21 protein-coding genes are annotated in these 22623 nt (G+C 70.9%); 5 read left to right on the top strand and 16 right to left on the bottom strand.

Annotated elements, in window-relative coordinates:
• The first annotated feature begins 86 nt into the window (after positions 1–86).
• Together DVS28_RS03750 and lhgO are read left to right on the top strand one after the other, a co-directional pair.
• Positions 87–1253: a glycosyltransferase family protein gene (locus tag DVS28_RS03750; protein WP_114590268.1), complete on the top strand. Its 1167-nt coding sequence runs from the start codon at positions 87–89 to the stop codon at positions 1251–1253.
• The gene (lhgO, locus tag DVS28_RS03745) at positions 1250–2446 is read left to right on the top strand and encodes an L-2-hydroxyglutarate oxidase (protein WP_114590267.1); all 1197 of its coding nucleotides are present in this window, start codon (positions 1250–1252) and stop codon (positions 2444–2446) included. The genes DVS28_RS03750 and lhgO overlap by 4 nt, the downstream gene beginning before the upstream one ends.
• Before the next feature lie 39 nt (positions 2447–2485).
• Here the strand turns inward: lhgO and DVS28_RS03740 are convergent, their stop codons facing one another.
• From DVS28_RS03740 to DVS28_RS03710, 7 genes are all read right to left on the bottom strand, one after another.
• Positions 2486–3226 (bottom strand): sugar transferase, encoded by a 741-nt coding sequence (locus tag DVS28_RS03740; protein WP_164709901.1) that lies wholly within the window; start codon positions 3224–3226, stop codon positions 2486–2488.
• 117 nt (positions 3227–3343) lie between these two features.
• Positions 3344–4660 (bottom strand): UDP-glucose dehydrogenase family protein, encoded by a 1317-nt coding sequence (locus DVS28_RS03735; RefSeq protein ID WP_114590265.1) that lies wholly within the window; start codon positions 4658–4660, stop codon positions 3344–3346.
• 106 nt (positions 4661–4766) lie between these two features.
• Positions 4767–6446, bottom strand: coding sequence for a polysaccharide biosynthesis tyrosine autokinase (locus DVS28_RS03730; RefSeq protein WP_114590264.1), 1680 nt, complete (start codon positions 6444–6446; stop codon positions 4767–4769).
• Between the two features lie 36 nt (positions 6447–6482).
• Positions 6483–8510: a DUF4012 domain-containing protein gene (locus DVS28_RS03725; protein ID WP_164709900.1), complete on the bottom strand. Its 2028-nt coding sequence runs from the start codon at positions 8508–8510 to the stop codon at positions 6483–6485.
• Between the two features lie 46 nt (positions 8511–8556).
• Positions 8557–9429 (bottom strand): hypothetical protein, encoded by an 873-nt coding sequence (locus DVS28_RS03720; protein WP_164709899.1) that lies wholly within the window; start codon positions 9427–9429, stop codon positions 8557–8559.
• Positions 9430–9436: 7 nt separating this feature from the next.
• Positions 9437–11152, bottom strand: a complete 1716-nt coding sequence (locus DVS28_RS03715; RefSeq protein ID WP_114590261.1) for a PP2C family protein-serine/threonine phosphatase — start codon at positions 11150–11152, stop codon at positions 9437–9439.
• A 99-nt stretch (positions 11153–11251) separates the two neighbouring features.
• A complete protein-coding gene (locus tag DVS28_RS03710) occupies positions 11252–12169 on the bottom strand; it encodes a coiled-coil domain-containing protein (RefSeq protein WP_114590260.1) in 918 nt (305 codons plus the stop codon).
• A 130-nt stretch (positions 12170–12299) separates the two neighbouring features.
• Between DVS28_RS03710 and DVS28_RS03705 the strand changes: the two genes are divergently transcribed.
• Positions 12300–12842, top strand: a complete 543-nt coding sequence (locus tag DVS28_RS03705) for a DUF4916 domain-containing protein (protein ID WP_216826370.1) — start codon at positions 12300–12302, stop codon at positions 12840–12842.
• Positions 12843–13110: 268 nt separating this feature from the next.
• Here DVS28_RS03705 and DVS28_RS03700 read toward each other — a convergent pair whose 3' ends face one another.
• From DVS28_RS03700 to groES, 4 genes are all read right to left on the bottom strand, one after another.
• The gene (locus DVS28_RS03700; protein WP_164709898.1) at positions 13111–13593 is read right to left on the bottom strand and encodes a hypothetical protein; all 483 of its coding nucleotides are present in this window, start codon (positions 13591–13593) and stop codon (positions 13111–13113) included.
• A 38-nt stretch (positions 13594–13631) separates the two neighbouring features.
• Positions 13632–14717 carry a hypothetical protein gene (locus DVS28_RS03695; protein WP_164709897.1) on the bottom strand — a complete coding sequence of 362 codons (1086 nt, stop codon included), beginning with the start codon at positions 14715–14717 and terminating at the stop codon, positions 13632–13634.
• 241 nt (positions 14718–14958) lie between these two features.
• Positions 14959–16593: a chaperonin GroEL gene (gene groL / locus DVS28_RS03690; RefSeq protein ID WP_114590257.1), complete on the bottom strand. Its 1635-nt coding sequence runs from the start codon at positions 16591–16593 to the stop codon at positions 14959–14961.
• Positions 16594–16608: 15 nt separating this feature from the next.
• A complete protein-coding gene (groES, locus tag DVS28_RS03685; RefSeq protein ID WP_114590256.1) occupies positions 16609–16917 on the bottom strand; it encodes a co-chaperone GroES in 309 nt (102 codons plus the stop codon).
• Between the two features lie 377 nt (positions 16918–17294).
• Between groES and DVS28_RS03680 the strand changes: the two genes are divergently transcribed.
• Together DVS28_RS03680 and DVS28_RS03675 are read left to right on the top strand one after the other, a co-directional pair.
• Complete coding sequence (locus DVS28_RS03680; RefSeq protein WP_108666733.1) at positions 17295–17774, top strand: transcriptional regulator; 480 nt, start codon at positions 17295–17297, stop codon at positions 17772–17774.
• 85 nt (positions 17775–17859) lie between these two features.
• Complete coding sequence (locus tag DVS28_RS03675; protein WP_114590255.1) at positions 17860–18882, top strand: GNAT family N-acetyltransferase; 1023 nt, start codon at positions 17860–17862, stop codon at positions 18880–18882.
• Between the two features lie 25 nt (positions 18883–18907).
• Here DVS28_RS03675 and DVS28_RS03670 read toward each other — a convergent pair whose 3' ends face one another.
• The 5 genes from DVS28_RS03670 to tsaE are packed head-to-tail and all read right to left on the bottom strand — an operon-like array spanning position 18908 to position 22604.
• On the bottom strand, positions 18908–19768 hold the full coding sequence (locus tag DVS28_RS03670) for a GNAT family N-acetyltransferase (protein WP_164709896.1): 861 nt from the start codon (positions 19766–19768) through the stop codon (positions 18908–18910).
• Positions 19769–19778: 10 nt separating this feature from the next.
• The gene (gene tsaD, locus DVS28_RS03665) at positions 19779–20795 is read right to left on the bottom strand and encodes a tRNA (adenosine(37)-N6)-threonylcarbamoyltransferase complex transferase subunit TsaD (RefSeq protein WP_114590253.1); all 1017 of its coding nucleotides are present in this window, start codon (positions 20793–20795) and stop codon (positions 19779–19781) included.
• Complete coding sequence (gene rimI / locus DVS28_RS03660) at positions 20795–21319, bottom strand: ribosomal protein S18-alanine N-acetyltransferase (RefSeq protein ID WP_216826369.1); 525 nt, start codon at positions 21317–21319, stop codon at positions 20795–20797. The genes tsaD and rimI overlap by 1 nt, the downstream gene beginning before the upstream one ends.
• 5 nt (positions 21320–21324) lie before the next feature.
• Positions 21325–22056, bottom strand: coding sequence for a tRNA (adenosine(37)-N6)-threonylcarbamoyltransferase complex dimerization subunit type 1 TsaB (gene tsaB / locus DVS28_RS03655; RefSeq protein ID WP_114590252.1), 732 nt, complete (start codon positions 22054–22056; stop codon positions 21325–21327).
• Positions 22056–22604, bottom strand: coding sequence for a tRNA (adenosine(37)-N6)-threonylcarbamoyltransferase complex ATPase subunit type 1 TsaE (gene tsaE, locus DVS28_RS03650; protein ID WP_216826368.1), 549 nt, complete (start codon positions 22602–22604; stop codon positions 22056–22058). The genes tsaB and tsaE overlap by 1 nt, the downstream gene beginning before the upstream one ends.
• Between the last annotated feature and the right edge of the window lie 19 nt (positions 22605–22623).

The following is a 22623-nucleotide window of genomic DNA, read 5'->3' as shown; positions in this document are numbered from 1 at the left end:
ACGAGGCCAGAACCGGTTGCGCCGCCCGTCCGACCACCGTGCGTGACCGCATCCCGTTCCCCGACGTTGTTCAATGTCGGCACGCAATGACGACATCCGCACCAGAATCCCTGCTCGTCCTGCTGCAGGGCGACGACCTCGAGGCGCACCCGGGGCTCGTGGACGGCTACAGGCGACTGCTCGACGACGGGACGCTTGCCGCGCTCGACATCGTGCCGGTGTTCGGACCCGCCGGGACGTCGCGGGGCCTTGGTTTCTGGGACGATGTCGTCGAACGGGCGGCCGCCCAGCAGGCAACCACCGTCCTGTTCCACTACTACCACCACCCCACGCTGCCCGACCCGCGGCCGGCGATCGACAGGCTGCGGGAACGATCCGCCGACCTGATGGTCGTGGCCACGCTGGGGGACGCCTTCACGAACGGATGGCTGGGTGGCCACGACGTGCCACGGACCTTCCTGCAGCTGGCCTCGGCGGCCGACCTGGTCACCCTGACCTCGATGGGGGGGCTGGCCGCGCACGTACGGCGAGCCACCCGGGCACCCATCGTGATCAACCCCAACGGGGTGTGCCAGGTGCGGTTCGCCCCGCCGACCGCCGCAGACCTGACCGTGTCGCGGGAGTTCGACGTCGCCTTCATCGGGTCGCGCAACCGGCCGCGCAACCCGCTGCGGCCGTACCACTGGGCCAGCCGACGACGCGAGCGCCTCGTGCACGGCCTGAGCGCCCGTTTCGGTCGCCGGTTCGCCGTCTTCGGCAACGGCTGGGATCACCTCGAGTCGGCCCGGGGACCGGTGGACTTCACCGCCCAGGCCGACGCCGCACGACGGGCCCGTGTCCTCGTGGGCGGCATCCCGTTCTCCCGGAACCGCTACTACACCTCCAACCGCGTCTTCTTCCAGGGCTCCAGCGGTGTCCCGATGGTGGACGTGGCCGTCCCGGGTGTGGACACGCTGCTGCGCCCCGGGGACCACTGGACGCTGACCGAGGAGGAAGCCCTGCTCGACACGACCGAGGCGATGGTGCAGCGTTCCGATGACGAGCTGACCGACATGGGACTTCGCGCCGCCACCCATGTCTTCGCCCACCACACGCAGGCGCACCGGTGCGCGGGGCTCGTGGAGCAGGTCAGCCGGGTGCGACAGCTCCGGTCGGGACGACAGGTCCTCCCCCACCTGCCCTTCTTCCTGCCCGAGGTGGACAACGACCTGGAGGCCCCGCTGGCCACCACCGGCTGGGGGACGATCTCGTGACCCGACGGGTGGTGGTCGTCGGCGCGGGGATCGTGGGCCTGGCCACGGCGTGGCAGATCAGCCGGGCCGACCCCGACGTCGAGGTCGTCGTGGTCGACAAGGAAACGGCGATCGCCCAGCACCAGACCGGGCGCAACTCCGGCGTCATCCACTCCGGGGTGTACTACGTCCCCGGGTCGAACAAGGCCGAGATGTGCCGGCGGGGACGTGCCCAGCTGCTGGCGTTCGTCGCCGAGCACGGGATCGCCCACGACCTGTGCGGCAAGGTTGTGGTGGCGGTCGAGGACGCCGAACGCGGTGCCCTGCAGACGATCGCGGAACGCGGTCGCGCCAACGGCGTGTCCTGCGACCTGATCGGTCCGGCAGCCCTCGCCGAGATCGAACCTGCCGTTCGGGGTGTCGAGGCGCTCAGGGTGGACGACGCCGGCATCGTGGACTTCGGTGGCGTTGCCCGCCAGCTCGCCCGGCTGGTGACCGATGCCGGCGGCGAGCTGCGCCTGGGTGCGGAGGTCCTCGACGGACACGAGGGACCGGACGGGGTCGTGCTGGAGACCACGACGGGCGATGTCCACGGCGACCTCCTCGTGGCCTGCGCCGGGCTGCACTCCGACCGGTTGCTCGCGACCATGACCGGGGAGGAGCCTCCCGTCACGATCGTGCCGTTCCGAGGCGAGTACCACAGGCTGACGGAGGGCGCGCGCGATCTGTGCCGGGCGCTGATCTATCCGGTCCCGGATCCGCGGTTTCCCTTCCTGGGCGTGCACCTGACCCGGCACGTGTCCGGAGAGGTGCTGGCCGGTCCCAACGCGGTACTCGCCCTGGATCGAGAGGGGTACAGCTGGGGCGACCGCTCGTGGCGCGAGCTCCGTGCCGTTGCAGGCCACCCCGGCATGCGCATCCTGGCCCGGACGCACTGGCGCACCGGACTCGGGGAGATGTACCGATCGCTCAGCCGAGCGGCCTTCGCACGGGCGCTGCAGCGGATGACCCCCGACATCGACGCCGACGACCTGCTGCCATGGCGGGCAGGCGTGCGCGCCCAGGCGATCTTCCCCGACGGCACGCTGGCCGATGACTTCGTCCTCCACACGACCCGTCGCGCCGTCCACGTCCTGAACGCACCCTCGCCTGCGGCCACAGCCGCCCTGGCGATCGGGGAAACGCTGGCGAACCGGGCCCTGTCGCTGTCCTGACCCCCGAGGCCCCCGTGGACCACCGCTGGGGCCGGCTGGTCAGTATCCCTGCCGAGAGGACAGCGCGGCCGGCAGCGTCCGGGCCATGATCCAGAGGTCGGTGCCCAGCCCCACCTGGTCCACGTAGTCGAGGTCGACGTCGACGTGCTCGTGCATCATGCCGTTGCCGCGCTCGGAGATCTGCCACAAGCCGGTGATGCCCGGCTTGACGGCGTGTCGGCGATGCTGCCAGGGCTCGTAGTACGCGTCGACGATGTGCGGCAGCTCCGGCCGGGGGCCCACGAGGCTCATGTCACCCCGCAGGACGTTGAACAGCTGGGGCAGCTCGTCGAGCGAGAGCTTGCGCAGGAGCCGTCCCGATGGGGTGAGGCGCGGGTCCTCCGGGTGCTTGTGCGTCCTGCGCCGGTCGGAACCGTCGAACATCCCGGGACGACGCCGCCGGTCCGGATGCATCGTGCGGAACTTGAAGACCGTGAACAGCTGGCCGCCTCGGCCCACGCGCTCCTGACGCAGGACGATCGGACGGCCCAGGCTCACGAACACGACGGTGGCCACGAGCACCATCACCGGCAGGACCAGGATCAGCGCAACCAACGCCAGGAGCCAGTCGATGACGGGCTTGACGCGGCGTATGTAGCGACCACCGGCGACCTCGATGCCACCGGGGAGTGGTCCGTCCAGGGGGTCGCCGAACTCGCGCAGGTCGATGACCGTGCCGGTTGCGGAGTGGTCCCCGCGCAAGGTGTCGACTGCGCCGCTTCGGGCTGGCTTGCGTTCCACGGAGGGTGATCCTAACTGCTGGACGGGGTCGTCCCAACCCTCGCGTTCGGAAACGGAGGGTGACATCGACGTGGCCGGGCGCGGGGTCCCGGCCCACGCGGCCTCTGCACAGGCGTCCTACTGGCGTCCGACCGATGCAACGTTCAGTCCCTGGGCGGTGAGCTCGTCGACGTCCCACACCTTGCGCGCGTCGACGACGACGGGGAACTCCAACCAGTCGGCGAGCTGCGCCGGGCTGATCTTGCCGTACTCGGGCCACTCGGTGCAGGTGACGACCGCGTGGGCACCGCGCACGGCATCCTCGGCGGTCTCGCAGAGGACGACCGAACGACCCCACCGCTCGGCCACGTGTGGCAGGGCCACGGGGTCGTGGACGCGGACGGTCGATCCCTCGGCGACCAGCGCATCGATCACCTCGAGGGCGGGTGCGTCCCGGATGTCGTCGGTGTGCGGCTTGAAGGACACGCCGAGCACGGCGATCGTCTTGTCACCGATGTTCCAGAGCAGCCTGCGCAGCTGGCCGATGGGCCACCGCTTGGCCTCGCGGTTGATCCGCTCGGTCTCACGGAGCATCCCGAAGTCGTACCCGATGTCGGCGGCGATGTGGATGAACGCCTCCACGTCCTTGGGGAAGCACGAGCCGCCGTAGCCGAGGCCGGCGTTGAGGAAGTGGCGGCCGATCCGCACGTCGTGACCCATGGCGTCCGCCACGGTCTGCACGTCCGCCCCGGTGGCCTCACAGATGCGAGCCACGGCGTTGATGAAGCTGATCTTCGTCGCGAGGAACGCGTTGGATGCGTGCTTGATCAGCTCGGCGGTCTTCACGTCGGTCGCCACGTAGGGGCAGTCGTGGTTGGCCAGCTGGGGCTCGTAGAGGCGACGCATGACGCCGTGCGCCGCAGGGCTGTCGGCACCGACCACGATGCGATCGGGGTACAGCGTGTCCTCCACCGCAGTCCCCTCCTTGAGGAACTCCGGGTTGGAGACGACGTCGTGGGCGAGCGCCTCCCCGCGACTCTGGGCCTGCAGCGTCAGCGCCTGGCGGATGCGCTCGCCGGTCTGGACCGGCACCGTCGACTTCTCCACCACGACCGTCGGACGCGTGGCGTGGGTCGACACCATCGCTGCCGCGGCCTGGACGTAGCTGAGGTTCGGCGAACCGTCCTCCTTGCGCGGGGTGCCCACGCAGATGAAGACGACGTCGACGTCACCGAGCGCCTCGGCGGCCTCCGTGGTCACGCGGATGCGCCCGGCTTCCATCCCCTCGACGAAGAGCTCCTGGAGGCCGGGCTCGTGGAAGGGCACCACCCCGGTCCGGAGGCTCTCGATCTTCGACTCGTCGATGTCGAAACCGATGACGTTGTGGCCGATCTTGGCCATGGTTGCTGCGGTGACCAGGCCGACGTGGCCCACCCCGATGACGGCGACGTTCACGGATGTTGTCCTTGGCGTTCGCGAGAGTTGCGTGGCGGCGTTGTTGCCAGCCGAACGGTGATCCTAGCGCCTCGCCCGGACCGCCCAACTGGGTTGATCGGCCGGGTCAGGCGCCTTCGCCGTCGGGGTCGGCGTCCCGGTCGGCGTCTCGGTCGGCGTCCCGGTGCGAGCCACGGGTCCCCTCGTTGCCGCCGTTGCGTCGGCGCGACCCCGGCAGCAGCCGCCGCTGTCCGTCGTCGTCCTCGGCCACGCCGTAGCCGTAGCCGTAGGCGCCTGCCGTGGAGGAGTCGGAGCGGTTGAAGACGTACCCGAGCAGCGGCGTGGACACGAACTTGAGGCGTTCCTTGACCTTCTGCAGCTCGCTGAAGGGGGTGCCGTGGGACACCACGATGACGATGCCGTCCACGGACCCCGCCACGATGGTCGCATCCGCCACCGCGAGCAGAGGCGAGGAGTCGACGATCAGCAGCTCCGCGGAATCCACGATGCGTTCCATCCCCTTGCGGAACGCATGGGTGCGCAGCAAGGCCGCAGGGTCACCGCGGCGCTGCCCGGCGGTGACGACCGGGATCTGGGACTGCTCGGAGAACTTGTACCGACGAAGCACCTCGTTGGGCTCCATGTCCATCGCGGCGAGGTCCGACAGCCCCACACGGTCGTCCGCGCCGAGCACTCGGGTGAGGCCACGGGCCCGGATGTCGGCGTCGACCAGCACCACCCGACGTCGGTCACGCGATGCGGCGATGGCCAGCTGCAACGTGGTGGTCGTCTTGCCGTCTCCCGGCAGGGTCGAGGTGATCAGCAGGCTCTTGCCGTCGAGGTCGGCGAGGGCGAACTCGATGGAGGAGAGGACGAACTCGTACGCCTCCGCTGCGGACGGGTCGACTCGCAGCAAGCCCGTCAGCTGGTCCTCGCTGGTCATCCGGTACAGGGGGATCTCACCGAGCGGCGGCACGCCCAGCACGATTTCCGGGTCGGTCCGGCTGGTGACCCGCTGCGACTTGAAGGCGTACCAGTAGGCCCACATGGCGGACGCGACCCCGCCGAGGAACGCGAAGCTGAGGGCGGTCAGGCGGGGGCGCGGACGCGACGGGAAGTCCGGCGGGATGGCGTCCTGGAAGTCCTCCACGCCATCGCCGCGCAGGCGCACCGCCAGCAGTGTGGCGTCGATGCGCCCGCTGATGTCCAGGATGCGCGCGTCGAGGGACTGGATCAGGAAGGGAAGCGCCACGTTGGAGGAGTCGGCCTCCAGGCTCGACTGGAGCCCGCTGCGTTCCTCCTCGAGGCGGACCTGCTGCGCCCGGAGCTCGGCGACGGCGTCCTCGGCCCGCTGGACCTCCTGGGCACGCTTCTGCGTGCGGTAGGCCTCTGCCACGGCGTTGACGAGCTCCGCGGCCCCCTCCGCCGTCTCGTCCTCGGCGACGAGCACGATCTCGAGCGTCTCCGCCGACGACTCGATGTCGAAGTTGCTGCCCAGCTCGCCGACGGAGATCCGGTTGTCGATCAGGTCGGCGGCCTCCTGCAGGACCGCTCGTGACTGGATCCGGGCGGCCTGGCGGGGCACGTACTCCTCGGCGGAGATTCGCGCGCTGACGATGCCCTGGAGCTCGTCACCGAGGTTGGGATCCGCCAGGAAGAGCGTGCCCTGCGCCACGTAGCGGACGTCCTCCTGGAGCCCGACCACGTAGCCGAGAAGGCCCATGAACAACGTGACTCCTGCCACCACGACGCGATACCGCCACAGGGACTCGAGCAGGCTTGGACCACGGCGCAGCTGTTCTTCCACGCCGGGGAGACTACCGGTCAGCGTGGGTCGAACACGTCAAGGACCGGCTGGCCGGAAGCGCACCTCGAGGTCGAGGTCGGAACGTGGTTGCTCGACGATGGTGACGTGTCCGTCCGCCACGGCGACGTCCTCGGGAAGGTCCACGGGCTCGAACCCGTCCGGAATCCTGATCTGCACCTGGAGCTCGGTGGGCCTCACCGTGACCTGGTGCACGTACCGGAGTCGGTAGACGCGGTCCTCACCGTCCTGCTCCCACGCCTCGGGTGTGGTTGCGGAGTAGATCAGCTCGCGGGACCGCATCGAGGGGATCAGCATCCAGGTGGAGGCCACGGGATACCCGAGCTCGACGGACTCGGTGGTCTCGTAGTCGCCGTACCCGATGTCGGGAATCTCGTGGAACGTCGTCCCCGGTGCGCCGTAGACCGAGACGTACCCCACGTTGTCCCCCGCCACGAAGTCCACCGGGGTGTCGGGAGGCCCGATCATGTACGCCAGCTCACCCGAGGCGGGGGCGTTGTTGACGAACCCCGCACGGATGATGGTGTCGACGCGTCCCCCGTCCCCCATCGTCACGTCGTACCGCACGGTCCGGTCGAGGAAGTAGTCGATCTTGGAGCCCGAGCCGGAGTTCAGGATCACGGCGAGCATGTCCCCGTCACCGTGGTCCAGCTCGCCGGCCAGCCCCGTCCGCTCCAGGAGGGCCTGCTCCGCGGGGCGTGCGGAGTGGATCAGCAGGCTGTCCCGACGGGCCATCCGGCCGAGGGCGTCCAGGACATCGCTCGGCGTCACGTCACCGGGGCCATCGAGGAACCCCTGCAGCGTCGATGCGGCAACGTTGCCGATCAGTCGCTTGCGCTCGATGGGGTTGCCGATCAGCGAGTACGCCGAGTAGCTCACGAACTCCACGACGTCCTCGGAAGCGATCTCCCCCAACCCCGGCAGCTCGATCGGTCCGTTCACCTCCAGCATCGCTTCGAACGCGTAGGGGTCGACGGCGATGACACCGTCGACCTCCTCGCCGAGGACCGCTGCCCAGTACCGCTCGATCATCGTCGCGGCGGACGGGAAGTCCGGCGTCATGTTGATGCTGCGGATGCGCGTCGACCCGCCGTAGATCTCCCATCGCTCCTGCAAGGAGGGGTCGACCCACTCCACGACGGAACCATCAGCCGGCACGGGCAGGTCGAGGGTCTCCCCCACACGGCCGAACGACAGCTCCCCCTCGACGGCGTCCATCACGACGTAGGCGCCGAAGAACCCGCCGGTCCCACGTGCTTCGGTGGGGTTGGAGGCCATCACCACGTAGCGCCGCGGTTCGTCGGCACCGAACACCGCCGGCAGCACCTGGGTGATCTCGACCCCGAGGGCCAGCTGCTCCGCCGTCGGTTCCATGATGTCGATGAACTCCGCACGCCCCTCGGCCACCGCCTCGTCGACCCCGGTCGCCGGGACCGCCCTCGCCATCTCCAGCGCCGTCACGACATCGGCGGATGCTGCCTCCAGGACCGGTCCGAGTTCGGCGATCCGCTGGACGGGGATCCGGCCGTCGCGCGGGGTCAGTGCCCCCAGTCCACCCTCGCCCTCGGCCAGCGCCGAGGTCACCTTCGCGGCGGCGCTGGCAGCCAGTCCACCGGCTCGTCCGAGGTCGCCGACCGCGTCGAGGGTTCGGCGGTAGTGGGGAATCAGGCGGACCGGGGCCACCACGGGGGAGCTCACACGGTCGGCGATGTCCTGGAGGTCCCCTGCCGCGACGTCGAACAGGTCGGTTGCCGAGCCGACATCGCCGTCGTTGAGGACGGCCCGCGCGTCCAGCAGGGCGTCCCGGGTGCCGGGCACGTCCGCGCGCAGCGACACGAGCGAGACGACGGCCAGCACCGCCCAGCCGATGCCGAACACGGCCAGGCCCCCGACGAGTGCGCGCAGCCACGGGCGACGAGCTCGATGGCGCGCCGCTCCGCGGGGGCGATCATTCAGTTCCGAAGGAGGCAGGAGCTCGCGCTGGCGGGGGATCGTGTCGACCAGCTGACGCAGGTCCACGACCTCGATGTCATCGGGATCGTTCACGCCAACAGCGTAGCCCGGTGGCGGAGGATCCCCGTCCCCCGGGCGCTCAGCTGAGCTGGGACTCGATCTCGTCCACCAGCTCGGCAGCCGACCGGGCCAGGTCCGCGGCGCGGGAGCCACGGGCCCAGCAGGCGCTCGTCTCGGAGTCCGCGACCGCACGATCCTCCCCGTGCGGCGCCCTGGAGAAGCGCTCGCGGAGTTCGTCGAACCGGGTGCCTGCTCGTTCCAGCGCCGCGTCGCGGAGCTCGGCGGTCCGTGCGGCGAGCAGCTCGGCCCAGCGGATCCGGTTCGTGCGCAGCAGCGTGCAGTCGCCGACGTCCAGCCGTCGCGCCGCGCGCACCAGCTCGTCGGCCTCGGCGACCAGCTGCTCGAACCGTTCCACCTGCTGGCTGCGGGATCCCCTCACGTTCCAGGCCTCCACGAGGTCGTCGAGCGCGATGTCGAAGGCGATGACGGGGGTCAGGCCGTCGACGTCACGAAGGGTCTCCTCAGCGGCCATGCGACCGAGCTCGGCGAGCTCACCGGCGAGGGAGGCCGCCTGGGCCACACGGCCGACCGCGTCGGCATCGGCGTCGGCCGGCAGCTCCCCCGCGTCGACCTGCAACCCCATGGCGTCGGCCAGCAACGCGTCGGCGTCCGCCAGGAGCGCGTCCGCGTGCTGGCGCAGGATGTCCTGCATGGCCTGCTGCGGCGCCCCGCGTTGGACGTCGAAGCGCAGCTCCTCCAGCTGTGCCGGTGTGCCGACGACCAGGCGGGCAACGGCGACGACGTCCTCGCCGAGGGCTTCTCGGGCCTGCAGGATCTCATCCGAACCGGGCGCCATCGTCTGCACGACGACCGGCGCGGGCACCTCGGGGAGGCAGCCCGCGAGCAGCAGCACCAGCGCCGCCGCGAGCATGCCTTTTCGGACCCCGACCACGCGCGAGTCAGGGTCGGCGCAGGACGATGAGCGCGCAGTCGTCGTCGGGGGGCCCACCAGACCAAGCATGCACCGCCGACCAGAGCGCGCCCGCCAGCTCGCTTGCCCGGACGGACCCGGGCGCCCATGCCGCCTGCGCGGCCGCACGCAGCCGGTCCCGTCCCAGCCGTTCGCCGTCGGGGGCCTGCGCCTCGGTCGCCCCGTCGGTGAACAGCACCAGCGCGTCCCCGGGTTCGAGCTGCCGTTCGTGGGTGGTGAACGCCGGGCCGAGCGGCATCACGCCGAGTGGACGGTCGGCATGCAGCTCCAGCTCCTCCGGCGGGGTGGTGTGCCGCAGTAGCAACGGCGCCGGGTGGCCGGCGAGCACCATCCGCACGCGCCACGTCGTGGTGTCGATGTCGAGCAGGGCGAGGGTGACGAACCGTTCGCCGCCGAGCTCCTCGGCGACGGCGGTGTCCAGCAGCCGTGCCAGCACGTTCGGTCCGGTCCCCTGCCGCCCCAGCGCCCGCAGCGACCACACGGCCATGCTGGCGGCGGCCGCGGCCGGGACGCCCTTGCCGGCAACGTCGCCGAGCGCCAGCAGCACGCGGTGCGCGTCCGGCTCGAACCAGTCGAAGAAGTCACCGCCGAAGGATTCCGCCGCCGTGGTGTTGGGGTGGTGCTCAACCCCGATGTCGGTCGCGGCAGGGACCCGGCCCGGGCGCAGTGTCCGGCTGAACGTCCCCAGCAGGGTCCGTCGTTCGGTCGCCAGGCCGGCGTTGACCAGCGCTGGTCCGAGCGCACCGACGAGCGTGGACAGCACACCGTGGACCTCGGGGTCCAGGAGGCGGTCGTGCAGCAGCCCGAGGACGCGACGGGGTTGGACCCCGATGGGCAGCAGGGTCAGCAGTCGACCGTCGGACAGGGGTGCGGGCGCCGCGAGCATCGCTCGCCCTGCCCGGGACGTGCCATGGGCCAGCACGCCACGGATGCGCTGCTCCACCTCGTCGTCCATCCCGTGCTGGAGCAGGCTCAGGCCCGGGCCTGCCTCGGCCTCGGCCACGAGCCGGTCGGCATCGGTGTCGGCCACCAGGCGCCACACCACCGTGGCCGTGACGACCTCGAGGTCGGCCACCTCCTCGACCAGCGCGAGGAGCAGGCCGGCCACGGTCCCCGCACGGGTCAGGCGTGCGGCGAGCTCCGTCACCCGATCCAGCAGGTTCCGTGTGCGTGCCATGCGCTGGTGCTGGCGAAGGGCGTCCAGGGCCGGCGTCACCGCCATCGCCAGGTCGCCGTAGGTGCCCAGGCCGTCGGCGACGTTGCCGCCGGCGATCAGCAGCACGCGGCTGGGAGGTTCCTCGACACCCAGCTCCATGACCAGCCCCGCCGTCCACTCCGCCCGTCCGCGCAGCGGCGGCGGCACGGCCGCGGGTCCGGACCAGGTCATCGGCAGCTCGCTGCCGGTGGAGGCCCAGAGCGCGGCCAGGGAGGCCTGGTCGTCTGGGAGGCCCACACCGTAGTGGGCGGTCACCTCGACTCGTCCGTTCGTGTCGTTGCGTTCCAGCACCGCGGCACCGGTGGCGTCGGTCGTGGTCACGACCGTGTCGACGAGCGCGGCCAGCACGTCGCCGGCGGTCGTGGCCTCGGCAACCCGTCGGAGCAGGCCGATGAGTGCCGGCAGCACCCCCGGGTCGGTGTGGGGGGTCCGGGCAGCGGTCGAGGCCGTGGCGTCAGCAGAGGTCATCGGAGGTCTGGGGCAGGTGTCCGGACGACGCGCGGGGGTTGGGCGCGGCCCGTCAAGCCTACGGCCGGCCCCGACGGGGGCAACCCTGCCCGTCGGTCCTCACGCGTCGGTGGGGATGTCCAACGGCGAGGGGTCGTCGGTCACGTGTCCGGCCCCCTGCGGGTCGAGGGTCAGCAGCCAGCTCGCGGGGGGACGGGCACGCGCCTCCGCCTGGAGCGGTTCGGGGAGGGAGTCGATCAGGCCACCGGCCACGCGGCGCGCACGGTCGAGATGCTCCTCGGCCGCGTCGGTGTCGACCTCCGCGAGGATCAGCTCCGCCGGCCACACCAGCGGGGCAGCACCGCAGCGGGCGGCCAGCTGCAGGCCGCGCCGGGCCAGCCGGACGGCCTCGGACTGCTGCTCACGGGCCGCAGATGCCGCCGCGAGGAAGATCAACGACTTGGCCTCGTGTCGACGAGCGCCCTGGTCGTGGGCGATGCGCGCGCCGGTACCGAAGGCCCGATCGGCGTCGCGGTAGGCGCCGCGCACCATGGCGACCTCTCCCCTGACCCACGTGAGCCGGACCTTCTGCCGCCAGGATCCGGCCGTCGTCACCGCACCGGCGGCGACCTTGACCCGTCGCGCCAGGACCGCGTCGTCGGCGCCGAGCCCGACCGCGTCGGCCACCTGCCCGACCCGGATGGCGGCTCGCACCGACGGGCTGCGCACACGCGAGGCCCTGAGGGTCTCCAACGCCAGGTCGTCGGCGACCTCGGCCCGGGCGTGCAACGAGACCTGGCGGTAGAGCATGGCCTCGGCCATCAGCGCGGCGGCCTGGACGATCGGTGCCCCCTGCTTGGCCAGCTCGCAGGCCTCGAGCGCATCGCCGTACCGCCCTGCGGCGGTGAGCAGCCACGCCCGCCGCCACTGGATCGAGGGGCCGTCGCGGTCCTCGAGCGCGGTCAGCGCACGCTCGAGTCGTCCGCTCAGCGCGTCTCTTCCCAGCGACGGTGCTGTCTCGCTGGTCGACTCAACCACTGACAGTGCCGCTCGTGCTGCTGCCCATCCATGATGACCTTAACAGGGTCGAGGGCGCCCGGTCGGTCGGGTCGGACCCGGCGTGCCACACTGCGGGGCCGAGACCCACCCCCGCGGGAAGGACCCCCGAGTGAGCGACGCCGACATCCTGTCCACCCAGCACCGTTGGCTGGAGGACGAGGAGCTGTCCTGGATCCGCGAGCGCGTGCCGACGGTGTACGTCGAAGCCGTTCCCGTGCGCACCGACCACCTCGGGACGGTGACGAAGGTGGGGCTGCTGCTGCGCCCCCGCCCCGACGGCACCGTGTCCCGGGCCATCGTGAGCGGTCGCGTGCTGTACGGCGAGACGATCCGCGACTCGTTGTGGCGTCACCTGACCAAGGACCTCGGACCGGACGCCGAACCGCTGCTGCCGCCCAACCCCTCCCCCTTCACGGTGGCGGAGTACTTCCCCGACCCGTCCCGCACCGGCTTCTCCGACCCCCGCCAGCACGCCGTCAGCCTGGTCTACGTCGTGCCCGTCAGCGGCGAGTGCTCCCCCAGCCAGGACACCCTCGACTTCTCGTGGATGAGCGTCGAGGACGCCACCTCCCCCCTCGTCGCCACCGAGATGACGGGCGGCCAGGACCGCCTCGTCCGCATGGCGATGGCCCACGTCGGCGTCCTCCCCTAGCGGGCCTGGTTCCGCGTCGTCCCCCGGCGTGCCCGGCCCGCCCTCGTCCTGACCGGCCCGGTCCGGTCCCGGCCCCACCCGGTGTGTGCGATCCCCACCATCCCAAGGCGTGCAACGCACCCGGGGTCGGCCGGCGTGCGACATCGCCAACGTCGGCAGACGTGCATCGCACACGAGGCTGTTGGGTGTGCGCGTTGGGCCGCCCTGCGGGGTGTGCATCGCGCACGGGCGACCGACCCCGGTGTGGCGTCGGCCGGGTCCAGCCGTGTCAGGCGCCGCGCGGTGCCACGTCGTCGCCGAGTCGGTCCACGAGGTCAGCGGCCAGGCGCATCGTGCGAGCGGTCAGGGCGAGGGAGGCTGCGGTGGCCGCTCGCCCGGCGTTCTGCAGCGACGCGATCACCTTCGCCCCCTCGTTGAGGAGGCCCAGCGACGAGGGCGGCGTGCTCGAGGATCGGGCAGCCGAGGACGACGCAGCGTGGGTGCGCACCGCGTCCGGCGAGGACTCCTCGTCGACCGTCTCGTCGACCGTCTCGTCGACCAGGCCGAACTTGGCCGCGAACTTGTCGAGGTCGGGCTTGTCCTGCTCGTGTGCGGGGTGGTGCCCCTGCCTGTTGTCCGCCGGAACCGGCCGTCCCTTGCCTCCCGAGCGGCCGGGCTGGTCGCGCGCCTCGAGGTTGCCCGCGACGTTGTCGAGGTCCATCTCCGGCGTTTCCTTGCTGCGGTGGAGTTCTGGTTGCTGCGGAGTGCTCATGCCACGAACGTTCCCCACGACAGGGCGCCGAAACGCTGTCAGCCGAGGACCCTTCCGACCGCCCGGGCGCGGGCCACGACGTCGGATCGAAGCCGCCGTCGGAATGCGTCGCGGTCGTCGTCGATCATGCTCGTGGGGTAGCGCTCGACCACCCAGTCGATGCCCCTGACGTTGCGGTCGCGGCGCCGGTCGTGCCGTTGCTGTCTGGGCGAGTCGTGGTGGGGGCCGTCGACCTCACCGTCGAAGCGGATGTCAGGAATGGCCAGGTCGGCTTCACCGAGGACACGTCCGTCCCTGTCGACGATGTCGTAGGGCGAGGGGTGGAGCCGAAGCCCCAGCTCGGCGCACACCGAGGCAGCGATGCGACGGGCCACCTCCTCCGTCCCGGAGTGGGAGAAGCCCGGCCGCAGTTCCTCGGCACAGGCTCGCAACAGCCGGGGTGGCCTCGTCGGCAACCCGAACGCGGCTGGTTCGTCGACGAGGCCCAGCAGCTCCTCCACCGCGAACCGTCGGGTGCGGTCGAGGTAGGTGGCGAGGTCACCCAGCGCACCCACGGCGCCCACCTTCCCCCTCGAGAGGTGCGCCGCATCCCATAGCATCCGCGGTGGAGTGGCCACGGGCAGGCCGTCGAGATCGGCCCAGAAGCCGGCCACACCACGCCGGCTGCGCACCAGGTCGATGTCGGGTCGTCGTGTCATCACCGTTGCCGGCACCGCCAGCTGGGGTCGCAGGATCCGTGGCCGGTCGAACCCGGCCAGGGCCGCCGCAGACCAGCCGGTGACCATCACCAGGTCCATCAGGACGCGGTGGAGGTCACCCGGGGCCGAGGGCGTCGACGCCAGCCGGGCGGCTGCAGACTGGTTGGCCACCGCCAGTGCTGCCGCCCACAGCCGTCCGAGGGTCGAGGCGGGCACACCGGGCAGGCGCCAGACCGAGTGGTGCACCCGCGTCCATGCCTCACGCCGGGCGCGCCGCCTGATGTCCTCCGCCGCCAACCCGAGCGCCCGCGCCTGCCACACCGCGATGTGACCGGCTTGGGACGCCGCAACCATCCCCACAGGGGCCCAGCGTGTCATTGGCGGGGCGATGACGAACACCGAGGGTGAGGGGACGGGCGTGGCCATGCCTCGGAGCGTGACGCGTCGCGCCGTCCCTCACCCGAGAACCACGTCAGCCCTGTGGACAACCACCATGGCGCGACTCCCCTCCTTCATGTCCGCCCTTCCTCCCCGGCCGGTGTGCGCGGTCCCCCGCACCCAGGCGTCCCATGCACCACGGGGCCGGCCCTCGCGAGGCGGGGGCAAAAACGAACGACGGGGCGGCCCAGTGGGCCGCCCCGTCGAGGGTGTTGCAGGTGACGCTGGACTAGAAGTCCATGCCGCCCATGCCGTGGCCGTGGTCGCCACCGGCCGGAGCCGCAGCAGCGGGCTCGGGCTTGTCGGCGATCAGGGTCTCGGTCGTCAGCATGATGCCGGCGATCGAGGCAGCGTTCTGCAGGGCAGAACGGGTGACCTTGGCCGGGTCGACGACGCCGAAGGCGATCATGTCCCCGTACTCACCGGTCAGGGCGTTGAGGCCCTGGCCAGCGTCCAGGTTGCGCACCTTCTCCACGACAACGGAGCCCTCGAGGCCCGCGTTGGCGGCGATCCAGTACAGCGGCGCGGACAGCGCCTGCTTGACGATGTTGGCACCCGTGGCGTAGTCGCCCTCGAGGTCCAGCTTGTCCAGGGCGTTGCCGGCCTGCAGCAGCGCGGTGCCACCACCGCCGACGATGCCCTCTTCGACAGCAGCGCGGGTCGCGGACAGGGCGTCCTCGATGCGGTGCTTCTTCTCCTTGAGCTCGACCTCGGTGGCCGCGCCGACCTTCACGACAGCGACGCCGCCGGACAGCTTCGCCAGACGCTCCTGGAGCTTCTCGCGGTCCCAGTCGGAGTCGGTGTTGTCGATCTCACCCTTGATCTGCTTGATGCGGCCGTCGATGTCCTCCTGGGACCCGGCGCCCTCAACGATCGTGGTGTTGTCCTTGGTGATGGTGACCTTGCGGGCACGACCCAGCAGGTCCAGCGTGACGCCGTCCAGCTTGAGGCCGACCTCTTCGCTGATGACCTGACCACCGGTGAGGATGGCGATGTCCTGCAGCATGGCCTTGCGACGGTCGCCGAAGCCGGGGGCCTTGACGGCCACGGACTGGAAGGTGCCGCGGATCTTGTTGACGACCAGGGTCGCGAGGGCTTCGCCCTCGAGGTCCTCGGCGATGATGACGAGCGGCTTGCCGCCCTGCATGACCTTCTCGAGCACCGGCAGGAGGTCCTGCACGGAACCGATCTTCTGGTTCGCGATCAGGATGTAGGGGTCCTCGAGGACGGCCTCCATCCGGTCGGTGTCGGTCACCATGTAGGGGGAGATGTAGCCCTTGTCGAACTGCATGCCCTCGACGAAGTCGAGCTCCAGGCCGAAGGTCTGGGACTCCTCGACGGTGATGACGCCGTCCTTGCCGACCTTGTCCATCGCCTCGGCGATGACCTCGCCGATGGAGGGGTCGTTGTTGGCCGAGATCGAGGCCACGTTGGTGATCTCGTCCTGGGTCTCGATGTCGCGGGCCATCGTGCCGATGGCCTCGACGACGCGCTCGACGGCCGATTGCATGCCGCGCTGCAGCATGGTCGGGTTGGCGCCGGCCGCGACGTTGCGAAGGCCTTCCTTGATCATGGCCTGGGCCAGGACCGTGGCGGTCGTGGTGCCGTCACCAGCGACGTCGTTGGTCTTGGTGGCGACCTCCTTGACCAGCTGGGCGCCCATGTTCTCGTAGGCGTCCTCCAGCTCGATCTCGCGGGCGACGGTGACGCCGTCCTTGGTGATGGTCGGGGAGCCCCACTTCTTCTCGAGGACGACGTTGCGTCCCTTGGGGCCGAGGGTCACCTTGACCGCGTCGGCGAGCTGGTTGACACCAGCCTCGAGCTTGCGGCGGGCGTCCTCGTGAAACTTGAGCTGCTTTGCCATGTCTCGGACTCCTTGTTACTTCTGGATCTTGGCGAGGATGTCGCGAGCGGAGAGGATGATGTACTCCTCGCCGCCCAGCTTGATCTCGGTCCCGCCGTACTTGGAGTAGATGACGACGTCGCCCTCGGCGACGTCCATCGGAACCCGCTCGTTGTCGTCGCCGATGCGGCCCGGGCCGACAGCGATGACGGTGCCCTCCTGGGGCTTCTCCTTGGCGGTGTCGGGAATGACCAGTCCGCTGGCGGTGGTCTGCTCGGCCTCGTTGGCCTGCACAACAACACGGTCTTCCAGCGGCTGCAGTGCAACCTTGGTGGCGGTCGCCATCTGTAGCTCCTCCTAGTCGTCCAACGGCATCGCGTATCGGGCTGCCCGAGTGGGGCTGGCCCGGTGCACGACGGCGGGACGTCGGCAGTTGGGGTTTGGATCGTCTTGCGCCGTCGGTATCGGATCGACCCTCGACGACGCGGTTTGGCACTCGGTCATCCGGAGTGCCAGACGGGAAGTTAGCACTCCCCCCAGTCGGCTGCAAGAACAAGTACCAACATCTGAGCGCAATACGCTCAAGTCCGCCGCCGTCACGGACGGTGACAAGAACAAGTTTTACAGAGCGTGACGCTGTGTTAGGCTTCACGCAGGGTGTATCGCGGCGAACACGCCGTGTCCCCCCAATCGGGGACTACGAACGTCTGCAGGAGGAACGAGTGGCCACGGACTACCAGAAGCGTCTTGGGGCCCGTCTGCGCGCCATCCGTCAGCAGCAGGGCCTGACCCTGCAGCAGGTGGAGGAGGTGTCCGGCGGCCGTTGGAAGGCGGTCGTCGTCGGGTCCTACGAACGTGGGGACCGCGCTGTCTCGGTGGCCAAGCTGGCCGAGCTGAGCGAGTTCTACAACGTGCCGGTGTCGGAGCTGCTGCCGAAGGAGGACCTGCCCTCCTCGGCGACGTCCGCGGCTGCCAGCAAGATCATGCTCGACCTCCGCAAGCTCTCCCGGGCCGACCTCGACCCCGAGCTGCGCCCGGTCAGCCGCTTCGCCCACACCATCCAGCTGCAGCGGGGCGACTTCAACGGCAACGTGCTCACCATCCGCGGCGAGGACCTGCGCGCCCTGTCGGTCATCTACGGCACCGACCCCGAGGACCTGGTCATCCGCCTCGAGGACGAAGGCGTGCTCGCCCAGGCCTGACAACAGTCCGGGCGGACCGACACGAGGCCCGCCGCGGAGGCCAAATGAAGCCCTGCGGTTCAGCTGACCCTATGCTGCCGCAGCGATGCGTGCCCACCTTCGACGACCCCGTGACCTGAGCGACGACGAGCGCGCGGCGTGGTGTGCCATGCAGGACCACCAGGCCGCCTACCGGACCCCCTTCCTGTCGCCACAGCATGCCCTCGTGGCCGACACCGTCATGGACGACGTCTGGGTGCTCGTCATCTCCGACGACCACGGCCCCACGGCGTTCCTTCCCCTCCAGCGGACAGGGGATCGTGGGCGCCCCCTCCTGGACGCCTGCAACGACGGCGATGGCATGGTCCAGCGCAGCGGTGCGTCCCTGGACGTGTCGGGCGCACTGCGCCTGGTCGGACTCGCGTCGTTCACGTTCGGCCACACACCGGTCGTGGCGGACGGTCTCTGCCGGTTCCACGAGGCGCGCGCGCTCTCCAGCATCGTCGATCTGCCCTTCGGCTTCGAGGACTACGCCCAGCAACTCCGTGACCGGGGTTCGTCGGTTCTCTCCGAGGCCGCCCGGAAGGCTCGCAGGTTGGCCCGCGAAGAAGGGGACCTTCGGTTCGACATCGATGTCGAGGAGGGCGGCGCCGCAGCGATCCTCGTACGGATGAAGGCCGAGCAGCTGCCCCCCGTCGAACGCGAGCGGTTCCTCGCCGCACCGGTGGGCGAGTTCATCACCGCGGCCGGGCGGCTGCCCGCGAGCGAGGACTACGAGTCGATCCTCTCCGTCCTGTGGGCGGGCGACACACCGGTGGCGGTGCACTGGGGACTCCGTCGAGGCCCGCTGCTCGTGTCGGTCGTACCGGCCTACTCGACCGCGCTGGCTCGCTGCTCACCGGGCTTGCTCCTGCACATCGAGCTGCTCCGCCAGGTCGAGAAGCTCGGCGTGACCCGTCTCGAGCTCGGCCTCGGCGCCAACCCCGTCAAGAAGCGCCTCCGAACCGGAACCCAAGCGCTGGCTGCCGGCACGGTCGAGGCCAACCCGTTCCGTCTCGTGGCTCGACGCGCCCGGAACGCCGGCAGGGCCCTCGGCCGCGTCGGCGACGGACGACAGGCCCCGTCCTGACGCTGCTCCCCCGGGCCCGCGATCCTCAGCGAAGTGCGAGCAGCCAGTTGCCGCGTTCGGCGAAACCAGCGCCGCGGTAGGCGCGGATCGCGGCTTCGTTGTCGTCGCGGACGTGCAGGCTGACCACGGGCAGCCCGCCGTGCAGCAGCTCAGCCGACAGCCGCTGCACCATGCCGGTGGCGATGCCGCGACCCCGCCACTCCGGGTCGACGTAGACCCCGGCGATCTGTGCGCCCCGCCGAGTCGAGTGCAACGACAGGTCCAGCTTGGCGACCGGCCGACCGGCACGCTCGACCACCCAGGTCATGCCGCGGTCGACCGACTCGCCCATCCGGTGGCCGACGGCCACACGGGCGCTGCCGCCAAGCGGGGGGCCCATCCGGTCCTCCACGTGCAGGCGGCACGCGAACTCCTCCAGCCACGGCAGGTCCTGCCGGGCACCGCGCCGGAACCCCTCCACGTCGGCGAAGGAGTCCAGCCGCTCGACGGTCATGAACCGCTGGATGCGCACCTGCGGCCGCCGACGCCACCACGACCGCCCCATCGCCAGGTCCAGCAGCGCGCCGGTGATCGCCTCGTCCCCGATCATGATCCGCCAGCGTGATCGTTCGACGAAGGGAGCGAGGTACTCCGCCCCGTCGGGGTGGCCGGCCGGCAGGACCGTCCCGGTCAGGCCGAGGTGCACCACCGATCGCGGCTCGCGATCACCCCACACCACGAACCGCTGGCTCTCGTGGCGGTCCAGGGCGTCGAGCAGGTAGTGGTGCCGCGGATCCCACATCCCGGCAGGCAGGCGACCGAAGTCGCGTTCCAGGGCCTCGACGACCGCGGGTACCGCCGACAGCCGCAGTCGCACTGCGGTGGGACGGGCTGGAGTGGTCGTCACAGCACCACTTCTACCCGGCGAGGGGGATCAGGGGCAGGCCCGGGTCGGCATCGATCGTCAGCGGCGACCGTTCGCCGGCCACGAGGCGGTTGTATCCAGCCGCCGCGATCATCGCGCCGTTGTCGGTGCACAGGACCGGCTGGGGCAGCAGCAGACGGCGGTCCGTCCGGGCGCAGCCGTCGGCCATGGCCTCGCGCAGCCGGCTGTTGGCCGCCACCCCGCCGACGAGGGTGATCGTGCCGACGTCGTGGGCCTCGGCCGCCCGCAGCGTCTTGGTCACCAGCACGTCGACGATGGCCTCGTTGAAGGACGCGGCGACGTCGGGCATGACGATCTCCTCGTCCACCGCATCTCGCCGCCGCAGCTCACGGATGACCGCGGTCTTCAGCCCCGACATCGAGAAGTCCAGCGTGCCGTCGTTCATCATCGCCCGAGGGAAGGCGATCGCCGTGGGGTCACCGGTGCGACCGAGCTTGTCGATCTCCGGTCCGCCGGGGAACGGCAGGCCCATGAACCGAGCGATCTTGTCGAACGCCTCGCCGGCCGCGTCGTCGATGGTCTGGCCGATCGTCTCGAAACGCCCTTCCGCGTCCAGCAGGACCAGCGAGGTGTGCCCGCCGGAGACGATGAGGCTGATCATCGGTGGCTCGAGGTGGCCGAACTCCAGCTGGGTGGCGCAGACGTGTCCCTCGAGGTGGTTGACCCCGATGAAGGGCAGGTCGTGGGCCAACGCGATGGACTTGGCGGCCGCGACGCCGACCAGCAACGCCCCCACCAGGCCGGGGCCGGCCGTGACGGCGACGCCCTCGACGTCGGCGTAGGTGGCGCCTGCCTCGACGAAGGCCCGGTCGATGGCCGGCAGCATCATGTCCAGGTGGGCGCGGGCGGCGATCTCCGGCACGACCCCGCCGAAGGGGCGGTGGTGCTCGAACTGGGTGCCGATCACGTTGGAGCGGACGGTCGTCCCGTCCTCCACCAGCGCCACGGCGGTCTCGTCGCAGGACGTCTCGATACCGAGGACCAGCATCAGCGGGCTCCTTCAAGGGTGGCGGTTCGGGCGGTGGCCGAGGCGACACGGAGGCCGTCGAGCCGCCGGGCAGCGTCCGCGCCGTCGATGTCGTGGGCCCACATGATGAGGGCGTCCTCACCGGTGGCGGCGTAGTAGCCCGGGCGCACGCCGACCGGCGCGAAGCCGAAGCGGGCGTACAACCGCTGGGCCGCGTGGTTCTCGGTGCGGACCTCCAGCGTGGCGGCGGTTGCCCCACGGGCCAGCGCCTCGTCCATCAGCTCCACCATCAGGTGGGAGGCGATGCCGCGTCGGAGGTGGTCGGCGGATGTGGCCAACGTGGTGACGTGCATCTCGTCGACGGCCACGAGGATGCCGCCGAAACCGAGCACGGTGCCCGACGGGTCGAGGGCCACCCGGTAGGCGCGCGTGGGCTCGGCCAGCTCGGCGAGGAACAGGCCCTCGGTCCACGGCTGCGGCTGCACGGCCTGCTCGATCGCAAGGACCTCCGGCAGGTGGTCGGGCACCATCGGACGCACGGTCACGGCGGTCACGAGCCGGCCGTCCCGCCGTGGAGGGCCCCACGCTTGGCCCAGTTGATCTGGGCGTCGGCCTGACGGATGTAGGTCGGCGTCAGCTCCTCGGGGCGACGGGTCTCCTCGCGCAGGAAACGGGGGAGGGCGAGCTCGACCAGCGCCTGGGCGGTCGGGTGGGCCGAGCCGACCCCACCGATCTCGGCGCCGACGCTCGCCAGCAGTCCGGCGTGGGCGATCGCCCCGTCGCCGACGCACAGCACGTCCTCGCCGATGGCCTCGAGCTCTCCCGCCAGGGTCTCGGGCCGTCCGGTGCGGAACTCGGCGACCCGCTGGACGCCGCCGGGTGCGCAGCGGTACAGCGCCCAGAACAGCTCACCCCGCTTGGCGTCGATGACGCTGCAGATGACCCCGCGCGCGTGCCGGTGCGGGAAGGCGAGCAGGTCGAGGGACGCAAGGCCCACGACGGGAAGCTGGCGCGCGTGGGCGAAGGCCTGTGCGGTGGCGATGCCGACGCGCATGCCGGTGAAGAGCCCCGGCCCGAGCGAGACCGCGACGCCCTTGACGTCGTCGGGGACGAGCTCGGCGGACTGCAGGCACCAGCGGATGGCCTCGGTGACGAACCGACCGTGGGCGCGCTGGAGGTGCGGCAGGCCGCTGCCGAGGGAGGTGGAGGCAACCACGCCCTGTTCGGTGGCCAGGCAGACGCTGGCGGCGGGGGTGGACGTCTCGACGCCGAGCACGAGCATCAGGCGTCTCCTTCCTGTGGGGCCCAACGGCGCAGCCGCGGTTCGAGCTCGGCCAGCCGTCGTGTCCACGAGGGGCCGTGGGATCGCAGGACGATCCGGCGGGGTTCGGGCTGCCAGTCCCCGGCGGAGGCCGCGCTGGCTGCGCCGACGGTGTCGAGCTCGGGCAGGTGCAGCTCGACCTCGAGGTGATCGGTTGGCAGCAGCGGGGCCATCGCGTCGCCCCACTCCACGAACGTGACCCGCTGGTTGTCCAGCGCGTCCCCGAAGCCGAGGTCGAGCACCTCCTGGAGGCTCTCCAGGCGATAGACGTCGAGGTGCAGCAGCGGCAGCCGACCCTCGTACTCCTTGCGGAGGATGAACGACGGGCTGGTCACCCGGTCGGTGACGCCGAGGGCCTTCGCCGCGCCCTGCACGAAGCAGGTCTTGCCGGCACCGAGCTCGCCCGTGAGCGCGATCACGTCACCGACGACTGCGGCATCGGCAAGGATCCCGGCGACCTCGTGGGTCTGCGCAGGGGCGGTGGTGATCAGCTCGAGGAGACGACTCAAGGGAAGGCGCGCATGGGGT

It is taken from the genome of Euzebya pacifica (assembly GCF_003344865.1).
In the GTDB taxonomy this organism is placed as follows: domain Bacteria; phylum Actinomycetota; class Nitriliruptoria; order Euzebyales; family Euzebyaceae; genus Euzebya; species Euzebya pacifica.
Note: the sequence above shows the minus strand (reverse complement) of the source record. Positions and strands in the feature narration are given on the sequence as shown.

Bases quoted from the DNA above. Each gene is read 5' to 3' on its own strand.
- DVS28_RS03750 (WP_114590268.1), top strand. From the start codon at position 87: ATGACGACATCCGCACCAGAATCCCTGCTCGTCCTGCTGCAGGGCGAC.
- DVS28_RS03715 (WP_114590261.1), bottom strand. From the start codon at position 11,152: ATGACCTCTGCTGACGCCACGGCCTCGACCGCTGCCCGGACCCCCCAC.
- DVS28_RS03700 (WP_164709898.1), bottom strand. From the start codon at position 13,593: ATGAGCACTCCGCAGCAACCAGAACTCCACCGCAGCAAGGAAACGCCG.
- DVS28_RS03695 (WP_164709897.1), bottom strand. From the start codon at position 14,717: ATGGCCACGCCCGTCCCCTCACCCTCGGTGTTCGTCATCGCCCCGCCA.
- groL (WP_114590257.1), bottom strand. From the start codon at position 16,593: ATGGCAAAGCAGCTCAAGTTTCACGAGGACGCCCGCCGCAAGCTCGAG.
- groES (WP_114590256.1), bottom strand. From the start codon at position 16,917: ATGGCGACCGCCACCAAGGTTGCACTGCAGCCGCTGGAAGACCGTGTT.
- DVS28_RS03675 (WP_114590255.1), top strand. From the start codon at position 17,860: ATGCGTGCCCACCTTCGACGACCCCGTGACCTGAGCGACGACGAGCGC.
- tsaD (WP_114590253.1), bottom strand. From the start codon at position 20,795: ATGCTGGTCCTCGGTATCGAGACGTCCTGCGACGAGACCGCCGTGGCG.
- tsaB (WP_114590252.1), bottom strand. From the start codon at position 22,056: ATGCTCGTGCTCGGCGTCGAGACGTCCACCCCCGCCGCCAGCGTCTGC.